The following is a 14,062-nucleotide window of genomic DNA, read 5'->3' as shown; positions in this document are numbered from 1 at the left end:
TATATGGCAACCTTGATTCTTTGTTATCACCACATAAACTATAACGAAAGAATCACACCTGAAATTTTTGAAGAAAACCTTATAACACTTAAAACTGCGGGCTTTAAACCGATAAAATTTTCTGAGCTGATCAACTATCTTGAAAACAAAAAGGAACCTCCCAGAAAAACCGTTCATATAACATTTGATGATGGCTATGCGGATAATTATATTTATGCTTACCCTATCTTAAAAAAACACGGCTTTTATGCCACTATATTTCCTGTTGTTTCAAAGATTTCTGAGGGCATTAAACGGGCTACAGCTTTTGAGCTTAAAAGTTTAAGTATTTCAGAAAGTGTCAATGAACTTATAAAAAAATCCCCTTTTGTTAGCTGGGAAGAATTAAAGGAAATGATTGAAAGCGGCATTTTCGAAGTAGGCAGCCACTCCCTAAACCACAAAGCCTGTTTTGATGCCCCGGAAGTTATTAAATTCAACAAAGACAACTCCATTGAATGGTTTTTAGAACTGACAAACGATAGACGATTGGGTGTTCCGATTTATTCAAAAAAATGGAACTGCGCTGCAGATTGCATAACAATCTCAACAGAAGTCAATAATTATCTTGCGGAATTTGTAAAAAACAACGGCGGCGTTTTATTTTTCAAAAAGCCCAACGCAATGAAGATTTTAAAAAAACAATTCAAGCGCTTTGTCAAAAAACACCCCTTGAAAGTATTTAAAGAAGAAAAAAGTGATAGACAGAAACGACTAAAGCAGGAGATTCTTAACTCAAAAATAATCCTTGAGGATAAACTAAACACAAAAATTGATTTATTTTGCTATCCGTGGGGGGATTATGATGTTGAAAGCGTATATGAAGTTATAGAAAGCGGATACAAGGCAGCTGTTACGCTCAATGTGGGTTTGGTTGATAAGAACTCATACCCTTTCCTTCTGCCAAGGGTTGAGGTTAGAGCACCTGCATCATGGCTAAAAAAACGGCTTAACATATACTCCAAACCATTTGTGGCAAAACTCTACTCAAAGGTGTATCATAAGATATGAGGTCAAGTATTATTGCATTTTTTCTGTTTCTTGCCACTATAGCATTTTTTGCCATAATGTTGCCGTTTTGGAAATCCATCGTCTGGGGTATCACCATTGCAATAGTTTTCTATCCCCTATTTGAAAAAGCTCAAAAAATTTTTAAAAACAAAAACATCTCATCCATCGTAATCATTTTTGTTGTTCTTGTTATTATTGCAATGCCCATAACATTGGCTGTTTATATTATGGTCAATGAAACAGAAAAGTTCCTGGAAAATATTGGGCAGATTAAGTTAGCCTTCTCAACTATCGTTGCCAAAATCCATTCAATCTCAAAGCTAAAAATCTTAACGCCGTATTTAGACAAACTCGATCAGGCTCTATTTAGCGTTTTGCAAAATACTGGCGTTTTAATAACAAAAAATGTTGGTATTATCTTTTCTCAAACCTACAACATCGTTGCAAACTTTATCTTTTCATTCATTATTGCGTTTTATTTAATCAGGGACAATGAGAAGTTTTTAAACTACATCTCAAGCATGATAGACGACAAAGAAAGCTTCTACAGAATTCTTAAATCAATAAGGGATAGCATTAATGCTACTGTGCTTGGTGGTGTTTTAACGGCATTTATTCAGGGCATTGTAGGGGCAGTGGGATTTTTAATCGTTGGACTCAATGCATTTTTTATGTGGATGTTCTTGATAGCTTTATTTTCATTTGTCCCCCTTGTTGGCACGGCAATAATCTGGGTGCCTGCTGCTGTTTATCTGTTTATAGACGGCCATATTTTGAAGGGCATCTTTTTAAGCATCTGGGGTGTTGTTGCCATAGGCATGGTGGATAACTACATAAGACCCATCATAATAAGCTCAAAAATCAACATCCATCCTATGATCCTCTTTTTTGGCATACTGGGTTCGATTATCGTTTTTGGCCCAATAGGCATTATCGTTGGTCCTGTGATTATATCTGTCGCTGATGTATTAGTAAAAACCTATGTCGAAAATAAATCCAAAAGATATCGTTAAAAACTGCATTCAGCAGATTAAAAGTATTCATCTAAACTGGATAGAGATAAATGCCTATCTGTTTAAATGGATTCCTTTTTCTGTTATAGTCGGCCTTATTGTAGGCATCGTGGCATCCCTGTTTGACCTTGCATTGATCAAGATAAACGCACTTATTTCAAACCACACAGCAATTATTATTCTTTATGCTTTATTCGTCGCGACTTTAACAGGCATTTTATCAAAAAACGACGAAAGGATGATGGGGCCTGGCATCAACTATATTTTATCAAGAGATAAAAATGATATAACTTTTGTTAGCTTTATCAAAAAAACGATTTTAAGCCTGTTTGCATTGGCCGGAGTTTTTGTGGCAGGAAGAGAGGGTCCTTCGTTTTTTCTTGGCTCTTATTTATCATCCTCAACAGCAAATATTTTTAAAATTAGTGAGAAATTTGAAAGAATCGTTGGCTTGATTGGGGCTGGAGCCTTTACCGCTGCCCTTTTGAAAGCCCCTTTGGGTGCTGCAGTTTTTGTGCTTGAGATAAGATATGTAAACGACATGGAGTATGAAGGTTTTCCCCAGGTGCTTATAGCATCGATTGTAAGCTATTCTGTTTTTGCATTCCTGAGGGGCAAACACAGCCTTCTAACGATAAACGGCAACCTAAACTGGCACATTCCAACGCTTATCTACCTTGTGCTTACAGGCATATTTATAGCAGTTGCCTCATACATCTTTATATCACTTTACTATTTTGCCAAATGCAACAGCGCTTACCTAAAAACCACTATTAGACCTTTAGTTGGTGTCCTGCTGGCACTACCTATAATCGTTACACTTGCACATGAGCATAATCTTCATCTAATTTCAGCAAGTGTAAACTACCTTGCTTTAACAAAGCTCTCCATTCAGCTTATCCCGATAAATAAAACAATTCTTTTGATTTTAGCTACAATGCTGCTTGTTAGCCTTACTGTTGGTTTTGGTATATCAGGAGGCCTTATTCTGCCAAGCCTCATCATAGGTGCGCTGATAGGAAACGGCGTTGCATCAATATTTAATCTAAATCCTACACTGTTTGCCTTAAGTGGCATGGCAGCCTTTTTAAGTGCCTCTGCCAAAACCCCGCTTGCAGCAATTATTTTAGTGCTTGAAATCAGCCAAACGGATTTAATTATCCCTCTTACAACATGCGTTGTGGTAAGTTATATTTTATCATACGGTGTGGGTGTATACTCAAGTCAAAAAGAGTGCAAGCTCAAACTCAATCAAAATTAAAAACTTAATTTTGAAAGCTCCTCTCTGGCTGCCTTTTTTCCAATATCAATCATCTCTAATATTTTGTGAAAGTCATACAGATCGCAGGCTTCCTTTGAAACATTTATTACAACATCAGGCTTATACTCTGCAACTCTATAATTCACTATTGCATCTTGCATAATTTCAACCGAAACAGACGCTATATCAAATATACTATCTGTTTTCTTCTGTTTAGAGAATACATCTACAAAATACTGCTTGAGTTTGCTGGAATGTTCTATATGCAACGGATCTTCAGCCCTAAACCTGCATTCAATTGGAGCATTTACATTGACAGCGATAATATAATCACTTGCCACAGACATAAGCGGCGCAATGGGCAGAAGATTTAAAACACCGCCATCTACAAACAGATGTCCACCAATTTCAACCGGTGTAAAAACAGAAGGAATAGCAACAGATGCCCTCACAGCCTCAAGTAGATCCCCTTCCTGAAACCAGAACTCCCTCCTCTTTGTTATATCAACAGCCACAGCAGTAAACTTAATGGGCAACTCTTCTATCTTAACATCACCTACAATACTGCGTAAATGTTCAAAGATTTTATCCCCCTTTATCAAGCCACCAGAGATTGTAAAATCAAGCAACCTTACCATATCAAACTTACTTAGATTACTAACCCAGTCTACATACTCCTCAAGTTTGCCTGTTGCATAAAGACCACCTATTAAAGCACCCATAGAGCAGCCAGAAATTGCATTTATTTTAAAACCCATATCTTCAAGCACCTTTATAACACCGATGTGTGCATAACCTCTTGCTGCACCACCGCTTAAAACCAACGATACCGTTTTCATTTTTACACCTCTTTGATAAATTATACACATACCCAAACAAAAACCCAACAATAAATGCATTTGTAAAAAAACCAACTTATCGGTATAATTAAGCGATTTTTTTGTATCGGAGGGCCACATTAGAGGCATCAAGCTCAGCGATTTTAGCGTAGTTATAACGGTCATTTTGATATTTGCTGTTTTAGTCATACCGTTACCCGGTTTTATTATCGATTTTTTAGTATCAACATCCTTTGCACTTGCGCTTTTGATTTTTTTTGTTAGCGTATATGTGCCAAAACCGCTTGAGTTTTCTACTTTTCCTTCTGTTTTACTGGCTGTAACACTGTTCAGGTTATCATTAAATGTGGCAACAACAAGAGCGATTCTATTAAATGGTGCTCAAACCCCTGAGGCAGCAGGAAAAATGATAGAAACCTTTGGATATTTTGTTGTTGGCGGCAACTATGTTGTTGGTTTAATAGTTTTTATTATTCTTGTTATTATCAACTTTGTTGTTATTACAAAAGGTGCAGGCAGAGTTGCTGAGGTTGCCGCACGATTCACTCTGGATGCAATGCCAGGCAAACAGATGAGTATCGATGCAGACCTAAATGCAGGCATAATAGATGAAAAGGAAGCAAGAAGGCGCAGGGAAGAGATTTCAAGGCAGGCCGACTTCTACGGAGCAATGGACGGTGCAAGTAAATTTGTTAGAGGTGATGCCATTGCAGGTCTTTTAATTACCGCTATTAACATTATAGGCGGTATAATAATTGGCGTTTTACAACACCATATGAGCTTATCTGCTGCAGCAAGCAGATACACTGTTTTAACCATTGGAGATGGGCTTGTCAGTCAGCTTCCAGCTCTAACTGTATCAACAGCAGCTGGTATCATAATTACAAGAAGCTCTGAAGAGATAAACCTATCAACCAACATTGTTAATCAGCTAATAAATCAATATCAAACCCTGTATATTGCCGCAGTGGTGCTTGTAGTTATGTCTTTAATTCCCGGTATGCCTACATGGCATCTTGTAATTCTTGCAGCCATTCTTGCTGGAATTGCATACTCAATCTCATCTCAGAAGAAAAAAGAGGAAGAAAAAGAGCTTGAAGAGGAAAAGGAAGCCCAGCAGACTGAAGAAGAAATTACAATGGAGGATATAGAAGAGGCTATAAAGGTTGACTTACTTGAGCTAAAAATCGGCTACGGGCTGATAGGTTTTGTTGATGAAAAAGCAGATGGCTCTTTAATAAAACGCATAAAGCTTATGAGAAAACAGATTGCAGGTCAGCTTGGTGTTATAGTGCCTTCAATAAGAATCAGAGATGATTTAAACTTAGACAGAAACGAGTATGTTTTTCTCATAAAAGGTATAGAGGTAGCACGCTATCAGGTCTATCCCGATAAATTCCTTGCCATGAAACCCGGTGGAGGCAAAGATATAGAGGGTATTCCAACAAAAGAACCAGCTTTTGGACTTGATGCTATATGGATAGACAACAACCTAAAAAGCGAGGCAATCGTTAAAGGATACACAGTTGTTGACCCTGTTACCGTAATCATAACACACATTACAGAAATTATAAGATCCCATATTTCAGATATCTTTACCAGACAGGATGCAAGTAAACTGCTTGATGCTATCAAAGAGGATTATCCAAAAATCGTCGAAGAACTCAATCAGCAACTCTCGCTTGGTGCCATACATAAAATTTTGAAAAATCTGCTTGAAGATGGCATACCCGTAAAAGATATGATAACAATAGCAGAAGCACTTTCTGACTATGCGGCATACACAAAAGACCCAGACACTTTAACTGAATATGTTAGAATGGCTTTAGCAAAACATATCACCAATCTGTATAAGGATGAAAACAATGTAATCCATGTTATAACGCTGGGTAGCAATGTTGAAGGTGTCATTAACGCCAATCTAAAGGAGCAAAACGGTATTACATATCTGGATCTGCCTCCAAATATCTCAGAAAAACTCATAGAAAAAGTCCAGCAGGTAATATCCGATGTGGCAGGCAAAGGCATTGAGCCTATCATCTTGACATCTCCACGGATTAGACGATACTTTAAAGGGTTTATAAGCAGGTTTTTTCCAAAAATTCCCGTTATCTCCTATGCGGAGATAGCAGAAGGGGTCGAAATTAAAACCGTAGGCAGTATCGAGTTATGATATTAAAAACCTACACTGCAGCAACCTTTGAAGAGGCCTTAAAAAAGATAAAGGCTGATTTGGGTGATGATGCATTCATAGTCTCATCAAAGAAGGTTAAGAAAGGTCGATTTTTTTCGTTTTTCAAAAAAGAGGTCTATGAGGTTACAGCAGCTATCGACAACACACCACCAAAAAAAGAACAAAAATTTAAACAGGCTATAGAGCAATACTCATCCATTTCAAAAGAGAAACCCAAAGAAGCAGAGCTTGAAGAAAGGGTCAAAAAGTTAGAGCAGATGCTTCTAACTGTAAAGGATGATGCATTTGAAAAACTCATTCAGCAGATAAAAGGAGACATTAACGACTTAAAAACAGCCATTACACAGGCAAAAAAGGACACAGAAGTCGATATTTCAAAAATTCCACTTGGCATGAACAGATATTTTGCATATATGTGCTCACTGGGAATAAAAAAGAAATATGCATACAAAATTGCTCTGGGTGTTTACAGAAATCTTGATAAAAACCGCTTAAACGACGATGAATATGTTAAGGAATATCTATCTCTTGTTATATCCCAATTCTTCAAACAAAGCAGACCATCTCAAAAAACCATAATCCTCCTTGGACCAACAGGTGTTGGAAAAACGACAACACTGGCAAAACTTGCTGCCATCTACAAATTAAAGAAAGACAAAAAAGTGGGCATAATTACAACAGATACCTACAGAATCGGCGCAGTGGATCAGCTTCTAAATTATGCAAAAATCATGGATATTCCCGCTGTTGTTAGTATAACAAAGGAAGATTTTAAATCATCTCTAACAGATTTAAAAGACAGAGACATCGTGCTTGTTGACACAGTAGGCAGAAGCCCGCGCGATATAAAAAGATTGATAGAGCTATTTGAAATCTTCAAAGGTCAACCTGCCCTACACTTTTCTTTAGTTATGGCAACAAATATCAAAGAGGAAGACAATCTCAACAGTTTTAAAGAGTTTTCAAAGCTACCCATAAACGACATTATATTTACCAAAGTAGACGAAACAAAAACACCAGGCAGTATGTTAAACATAGCAGTAAAAACAAAAAAATCTATATTCTATGTATCTTACGGTCAGGATGTGCCTGAGGATATAATCGAGGCAGAACCACTCAAAATCTCCTCTTTAATTATCAAAGGAGAGGTAAAAAATGGCTGATCAGGCTGAGAAATTGAGAGAGATGGTAAAAGAAAAAAGCAAGAAAAAATCGCGTGTAATTGCATTTACCAGTGGAAAGGGCGGTGTTGGTAAAACAAACATTGTGGCCAATGTGGCATACCTTTTAAGTAGTATTGGCAAAAAGGTTGTTGTGTTTGACGCAGACTTAGGGCTTGCAAACATCGATATTTTAATGGGCTTAAAAAGCAAACACTCTTTAATAGATGTAATAAAAAACGGCAAAAAGATGAAAGATATCATGATCAAAGTCAACGATAACTTCAAGGTGATTCCTGCTGGAAGCGGTATAGAGGAGATAGCAAACATCACAGAACCTATTTTTTCAAAGATCAAGGATGAGCTGTTAGATATCGCCAAAGAAACGGATGTTTTACTAATCGATACAGGCGCAGGTATATCTAAAAAAGTAACATTCTTTTTAAAAAACGCAGAAGAGATCGTTGTTATCACAACACCAGAGCCAACAGCTATAGCTGACGGCTATGCCATACTTAAAATTCTTTCAAAGAACTATAAAAAAGAAAACCTATATATTTTTGTCAATATGGCAAAAAATCCGCAGGAAGCAGAAAATACAATTACAAACATAAACAAAATCTCCAAAAAATTTATAGAAAAAGAGTTTAAACCCATGGGATGGGCTTTGTATGATAAAAATCTCCTGCAGGCAGTAAAATCCCAAAAACTCATTGCTGAGCTTTATCCCAACTCTAACTTTACAATATCGATGAAAAAGTTTATAAATGCAATGTTTAAAGAGAATTTAAAAGTCAGAGAAAATCCCATTGCGCGTTTCTTTGCGTCGCTGTTTGGAGGAGGCTGATGAGTTTAAGTTTAATCTGGGGAGCTTTTTTTGGCGGCTTGGCAAGCTTTTTTTCACCCTGCATTTTCCCCTTAATCCCTGTTTATCTTTCCTTTGTTACAGGACATACGCTTGAGGAGTTAAAAAGCGGGGCAAATACCCAGCCACATATAATTTTTATCAAAACGACACTGTTTATTCTTGGTTTCTCCTTAATCTTTATAACAATGGGTGCAGCTTCAAGCTCCATAGGTATTTTTTTGCTCTCCAATAAAGTTATACTTGCAAGGATTTCTGGTGTTATTCTTATTCTTTTTGGATTGCAGCTATCTGAGGTAATAAAAATCGATTTTCTAAATAGAACAAAACGACTAACAACCTGTAATAGAACACCTGGCTATCTATCCTCTTTTATTTTTGGTGTGATTTTTGCCTTTGGATGGAGTCCATGTGTAGGGCCGATGCTTTCCTCTATTTTAATTCTTGCAGCAGACACAGCTTCTGTGAAACAGGGCAGTCTTTTGTTGCTCATCTATTCCTTAGGTGTAGGTTTTCCATTTCTTATTTTTGCATTCTCAATCAACTACTTTTTTAAAATCTCAAAAACCTTCAAAAGACTGGATCTACTGCAAAAAATATCCGGTGTTTTATTAATGATAGCTGGCGCATACTTAATCTACAACGGGGGATTTTAGGCTTGAAAGCTAAAAAAGCTGGACTATTTATTAAGGCAAAAAAAGGAGGTGAGCAATGAGAAATTTATCGGTCAAAACATTGAGTCTGGGTGGGGTTCTGCTGATACTTGTAGGTTTACTCATTGCTTCTGCTTATACATTTTCTGTATTAAAATCTTACCAAAGACACCTTGATAGGGTTTATAAAAGAGATCTTGCACAGCTGAGTCTATACCACAAAATAGAAAGCAATTTTGCAAAAGGTGAAAAACTTCTGTTTAAAGCATTTTCTTTAAAAGATTCCAACTTATTAGAAAGGGCAAAAAATAATTTCTCTACTATAGCAAACCTGATCAATAAAGACCTTTCGCATCACAGAGAAACTCTATCTAACTCTGAAGTTGAAAGATTGAGAAACCTGAACTCCCTCATTCAAAGGCAACTTGTTATCGCAGCAGATGAAATCAAAAAAGCAATAGAAAATAACAATACAGCCGATATTAACAAAATAGATAGTAAAACTATCCAAATCGAAAATGAGATAGAATCTCTAACAGACAGCAGAATAGCTTTGGTAAAAAACACAATATCAAAGCTTGAAAACTCTTTTAAAACCACAGATATGGTAATGGTCTTAATTTATATCATTCTTTTTGGAATTGTTTTAATTATATTCTTTAGTGTAAAAAATTATCTATTAGAACCTCTAAAAGAAGTCTCAATTATTATTGAAAGATTTAAACATGGGGAACTAAATATAAGATTTCAGTCGATAGAAAACAACGAGATCGGCAAACTAAAAAGGGACCTCAACGATATGGCAAAAGAACTGCAAAAAATGGTGCAGGATATTAAAAACGCCTCTGATGTTATGGTTTCCCATTCTGCAAGCCTATCATCAGCCGCCACAGAAATGGCAGCAACAAACGAACAAACCACGCGCAGCATGGATGAAATAGTAAACGCCATCAACGATACTGCAAAGGCAATCGATGATATTGCAAGGGCTGCAGAAAATGTAACCCACCTTGCAAATGCAATTGGAGAAGTAAACGAAAAGATGATTGATGATATAGAAGAGCGTGTAAAGAATATGGATAAAAATGCAAAATTAGCAGAAGAGACAATGGAGCAGATCAATATAGTTGGCGAATCATCTCAAGGTATCGGAAAAATTGTTGATGTGATTAGTGAAATCGCTGATCAAACCAATCTGCTTGCTCTAAATGCTGCAATTGAGGCAGCACGAGCCGGTGAGGCAGGACGAGGCTTTGCTGTGGTTGCAGATGAGGTTAGGAAATTAGCAGAAAAGACGCAGAGTTCAACAGAAGAGATAAGAAACATGATTGTAAAGATGCAGGCTGATGTTGAAAAAGCCATTGAAAAAACCAAAAAAACGCAAGAAAGCATACTATCTGAGGCAAACGCCATTCAGAAAAACAAAGACCATATCAACGATGTTGTAGATAGAACCAACAAAACAATTGATGAGATAAACTCAACATCCGCTGCCATTGAGGAGATTTCAGCAACAGTGGCAGAGATCGACTCTCAGGTCAAAGAGGTTGTTGAGGCAGCAAGGGAAAATGCTAAAGCAGCAGAGGATGTATCAAGAGCATCGGTTGAGCTAAAAGAGATAGCTGAAAAGGTTTCTCAGGAGGTAAATAAATTTAAACTCTAAAAAGCATACTCTATAAAAATTGTAGGAGGAAAAATGAAGGTTGCTATCGTTGGCGGAGGCGGCAGAGAGCATGCAATAGCCCACTCAATAAGCAAATCACCGCTATGTAAAAAGCTATATTGCATACCTGGGAATGCAGGCAGTTTATCTATAGCTGAAAATATTCCTATCTCGGCAGAGGATATAAACGGCATAGTGGAATTTTGCAAAGAAGAAACAATAGATTATGTTGTTATAGGTCCAGAAAATCCTTTAGCAGAAGGCATTGTAGATGAACTAAACAAAGCAGGTATAAAGGCGTTTGGACCAACCAAAAAGGCAGCAAGAATCGAGGCAAGTAAATCCTTCACCAAAAACTTTTTAAAAAAATACAATATACCAACAGCAGAATACGAGGTTTTTGAGGATTTTAACAAAGCAAAAGAGTATGTGGTAAAAAAAGGCGCCCCCATTGTTGTTAAAGCAGATGGTCTTGCAGCTGGAAAAGGCGTAACTGTAGCAAAAAGCACAGAGGAAGCTATAAAAGCTTTAGAGGAAATATTTATAAATAAAAGATTTGGTGATGCAGGCAAAAGAGTCGTTGTTGAGGAATTTTTAGAAGGTGAAGAGGCATCGTTTTTGATTTTTAGTGATGGAGACAATATCGTGCCAATGATAGCTGCACAGGACCATAAACCTGTATTTGACAATGATGAGGGTCCAAATACTGGCGGAATGGGTGCATATGCACCAGCCCCCATCATCAACGACACATTAAAAGAAAGAATCATAAATGAAATAATGCTTAAAGCAATCAACGGCTTAAAAAATGAAGGTGCTCCCTACAAAGGCGTGCTATATGCAGGCTTAATGATAAAAGATAATAACCCCTATGTCCTTGAATTTAACTGCAGATTTGGAGATCCAGAAACCCAGGCCATACTGCCTTTACTTGAAAGTGATCTGCTTGAGGTTATGCTTGCATCAACAGAAGGCACACTAAACTCAATAAACCTTAAATGGAAAGACAGCTATGCTGTATGCGTGGTTATATCAAGCGGAGGCTATCCACTGAAATATGAAAAAAATATACCCATTGAAGGATTGACAGAGGTACAAAATTTAGATGACATTATAATATTTCATGCAGGCACAAAAATGCAAAATGGCAAAATCTTAACAAGCGGCGGCAGGGTTTTGAATGTTGTTGCTATTGATAAAGAGTTTAAAAAAGCCCAGCAAAAAGCCTACGAGGCTATAAAACTGATTCATTTTGATAAAATGCACTATAGAAAAGACATAGGCAATAAAGCATATAAGTATCTGTGAACAAACAGAAACGCATAAAAAAAGATGAAAAGATATTAAAAAAGTTTATAGCTGTCTATTGCAGGGAAAATCATCTAAGAAAAGGCAGAAAAGAATATAAAGATGGCTATTGTAAGGAATGTTATGAACTACTTGAGTATTCGCTTCAAAGGTTATATGCCTGCCCTCTTGATCCCAAACCTCAATGCAAACACTGCAAAATCCATTGCTACAAGCCACAAATGAGACTGAAAATTAAGGAGGTTATGAAATTTAGCGGAATGTACTTTTTAAAGCATGGCAGGCTTGATTGGGTGTTTCATTATTTCTTTTGACACAAATTAGTTTTGTGATAAAATTTATTCCTGGAGGTTTTATGAGAAGGTTTTTAATTTTTCTTGCTTTATTTGCATTTGCAGTAGTGTTATCATCCTGCAATCACGCATCAAAAACAGTAAAAATAGAAACAAAGGGCAGATATACGGTTTTAGTGTTTGATTCAACAACATGCCCTTACTGCAAAAAGCTTAAAAACGATTTTGAACATTCTAAAATAGAGAAAAAATACCTCAAAAAAATGAGCGTGTATTTTATCCATACAGACGAAAACAAAAAATATCTAATACCCTCAAAAAATGGACAATTAAAACTAAAAGCGATAGATTTAGCTATTATGTATGGTTTTATGGGCTCAACGCCTTATGTTGTTATAACGGATAAAAACCTAAAGGCTATAGCCATTGTTCCAGGATATTTGCCGCCTGACACTTTTGTTAAGGTGTTATCGTATGTCGACACAAAAGCATACAAAACAATGAGCCTTAAAGAGTATCTCTCAACGCCTTAAAGGAGAAATAAATAAATGGACTTTCTTATCGGTAGACAGGCGATACTTAAAGCAAACGGCAAAACATTTGGTTATGAATTATTATACAGAGAAAACAAATCAAAAAATGTAAGCACAACCAGTTTTGATGGTGAAGTTTCAACAAAGAGGGTTATAATTAACGCATTTTTAAATATCGGTCTTGATAGAATAGCAAAAAAAGGCAGACTATTTATAAACTTCACAAAAGATTTAATTACAGAAAGGGTTTTTGATGTTCTACCTAAAGAAAGAATAGTGGTTGAAGTACTTGAGGATGTAAAAGCAGACAAGGAAGTCGTTGAGGCGCTAAAAGAGGCAAAAAAAGAAGGCTATCTAATTGCATTAGATGATTTTGTTTTTGAGGAAAATCTCTCAGAGCTTGTGAAACTTGCAGATATTATAAAGGTTGATTTTTTGGAATTATCAAAGGAAAAGATAAAAAAAGAGGTTGAGCTTTATAAACCGTATAAATTAAAACTTTTAGCAGAAAAGGTTGAAACAAAAGAGGATTTTGAGTTTGCCAAACAGTTGGGTTTTGAGTATTTTCAGGGGTTCTTTTTTGAAAAACCTACAATAGAAGTAAAAAAAGATATTGCACCGTATCAGACAACAATTATCAAAGCTATCAAAGTCATAAACGGCCCAAACACATCCAAAGAGGAATTGATTAAACTAATCAGCGGAGACATTTACCTTTCAACAAAACTCTTATCGCTAATAAATTCCCCCTTTTACGGCTTAAAAAGAAAGGTTACCTCCATAAAACAGGCTGTCGATCTTTTGGGTGAAAAGAAAATTAAAGAATGGCTGAACATCATCTACATGTCAAAATTAGCCGAAGAAAAACCTCAAGAGTTGGCCGTTTTAGCAACAATAAGGGCAAAATTTGCTCAAAACCTTTCAGACCATTTTAAGCTCGATAAAGAAAAAGCCTACTTTACAGGGCTATTTTCACTGATGGATACAATGCTTTCTAAACCGATGAATAAAATTTTAAAAGAATTAAATTTTCTTGATGAAGAAATCAGGAATGCATTATTGAACAAACCATCACCATATTTAAATTTATTGAACTTTATAAAGCAATACGAGAAAGCCAATTTCGAGGATGCCCAAAAAATATCTACCTCTCTTAACATAGATACAGGATGCATAAACTCCTGCTACCTTGATGCTGTAGAATTCGCAGATAGCATATACTCTTAAGCC

General features: G+C 36.4%; 13 protein-coding genes. 12 read left to right on the top strand and 1 reads right to left on the bottom strand.

The features are described from left to right. Positions 1-3: 3 nt before the first annotated feature. Genes EK17_RS05120 through EK17_RS05110 form a run of 3 tightly spaced genes read left to right on the top strand, consistent with a single transcriptional unit; the run spans position 4 to position 3,324 of the window. Entirely contained in the window at positions 4-1,050 is a 1,047-nt protein-coding gene (locus EK17_RS05120) for a polysaccharide deacetylase family protein (RefSeq protein ID WP_035588196.1), read from the top strand. Further along, positions 1,047-2,063, top strand: a complete 1,017-nt coding sequence (locus EK17_RS05115) for an AI-2E family transporter (protein WP_035588194.1) — start codon at positions 1,047-1,049, stop codon at positions 2,061-2,063. The genes EK17_RS05120 and EK17_RS05115 overlap by 4 nt, the downstream gene beginning before the upstream one ends. After that, positions 2,032-3,324, top strand: a complete 1,293-nt coding sequence (locus EK17_RS05110) for a chloride channel protein (protein ID WP_035588192.1) — start codon at positions 2,032-2,034, stop codon at positions 3,322-3,324. The genes EK17_RS05115 and EK17_RS05110 overlap by 32 nt, the downstream gene beginning before the upstream one ends. Here the strand turns inward: EK17_RS05110 and EK17_RS05105 are convergent. Further along, positions 3,321-4,163: a patatin-like phospholipase family protein gene (locus tag EK17_RS05105; protein WP_035588562.1), complete on the bottom strand. Its 843-nt coding sequence runs from the start codon at positions 4,161-4,163 to the stop codon at positions 3,321-3,323. The genes EK17_RS05110 and EK17_RS05105 overlap by 4 nt on opposite strands. A 118-nt stretch (positions 4,164-4,281) precedes the next feature. Here EK17_RS05105 and flhA point away from each other — a divergent pair, with 118 nt between their 5' ends. The 9 genes from flhA to EK17_RS05060 are packed head-to-tail and all read left to right on the top strand — an operon-like array spanning position 4,282 to position 14,059. Further along, entirely contained in the window at positions 4,282-6,336 is a 2,055-nt protein-coding gene (gene flhA / locus EK17_RS05100; RefSeq protein ID WP_035588190.1) for a flagellar biosynthesis protein FlhA, read from the top strand. Further along, on the top strand, positions 6,333-7,520 hold the full coding sequence (gene flhF / locus EK17_RS05095; RefSeq protein WP_035588188.1) for a flagellar biosynthesis protein FlhF: 1,188 nt from the start codon (positions 6,333-6,335) through the stop codon (positions 7,518-7,520). The genes flhA and flhF overlap by 4 nt, the downstream gene beginning before the upstream one ends. After that, positions 7,513-8,364 (top strand): MinD/ParA family protein, encoded by an 852-nt coding sequence (locus tag EK17_RS05090; RefSeq protein WP_051904444.1) that lies wholly within the window; start codon positions 7,513-7,515, stop codon positions 8,362-8,364. Before flhF ends, EK17_RS05090 begins: the two co-directional genes overlap by 8 nt. After that, positions 8,364-9,038, top strand: coding sequence for a cytochrome c biogenesis CcdA family protein (locus EK17_RS05085; RefSeq protein ID WP_035588186.1), 675 nt, complete (start codon positions 8,364-8,366; stop codon positions 9,036-9,038). The genes EK17_RS05090 and EK17_RS05085 overlap by 1 nt, the downstream gene beginning before the upstream one ends. A gap of 55 nt (positions 9,039-9,093) precedes the next feature. Continuing rightward, complete coding sequence (locus EK17_RS05080) at positions 9,094-10,698, top strand: methyl-accepting chemotaxis protein (RefSeq protein ID WP_035588184.1); 1,605 nt, start codon at positions 9,094-9,096, stop codon at positions 10,696-10,698. 33 nt (positions 10,699-10,731) lie between these two features. After that, complete coding sequence (purD, locus tag EK17_RS05075) at positions 10,732-12,006, top strand: phosphoribosylamine--glycine ligase (protein ID WP_035588182.1); 1,275 nt, start codon at positions 10,732-10,734, stop codon at positions 12,004-12,006. Next, positions 12,003-12,320: a nitrous oxide-stimulated promoter family protein gene (locus EK17_RS05070; protein ID WP_035588180.1), complete on the top strand. Its 318-nt coding sequence runs from the start codon at positions 12,003-12,005 to the stop codon at positions 12,318-12,320. The genes purD and EK17_RS05070 overlap by 4 nt, the downstream gene beginning before the upstream one ends. Positions 12,321-12,361: 41 nt before the next feature. Beyond that, positions 12,362-12,832: a thioredoxin family protein gene (locus EK17_RS05065; protein ID WP_156957525.1), complete on the top strand. Its 471-nt coding sequence runs from the start codon at positions 12,362-12,364 to the stop codon at positions 12,830-12,832. A gap of 15 nt (positions 12,833-12,847) precedes the next feature. After that, a complete protein-coding gene (locus EK17_RS05060; protein ID WP_035588176.1) occupies positions 12,848-14,059 on the top strand; it encodes an EAL and HDOD domain-containing protein in 1,212 nt (403 codons plus the stop codon). The last annotated feature ends 3 nt before the right edge of the window (positions 14,060-14,062 follow it).

The organism is Hippea jasoniae (genome assembly GCF_000744435.1).
GTDB lineage: Bacteria > Campylobacterota_A > Desulfurellia > Desulfurellales > Hippeaceae > Hippea > Hippea jasoniae.
This window is presented reverse-complemented; position numbering and strand designations above follow the sequence as displayed.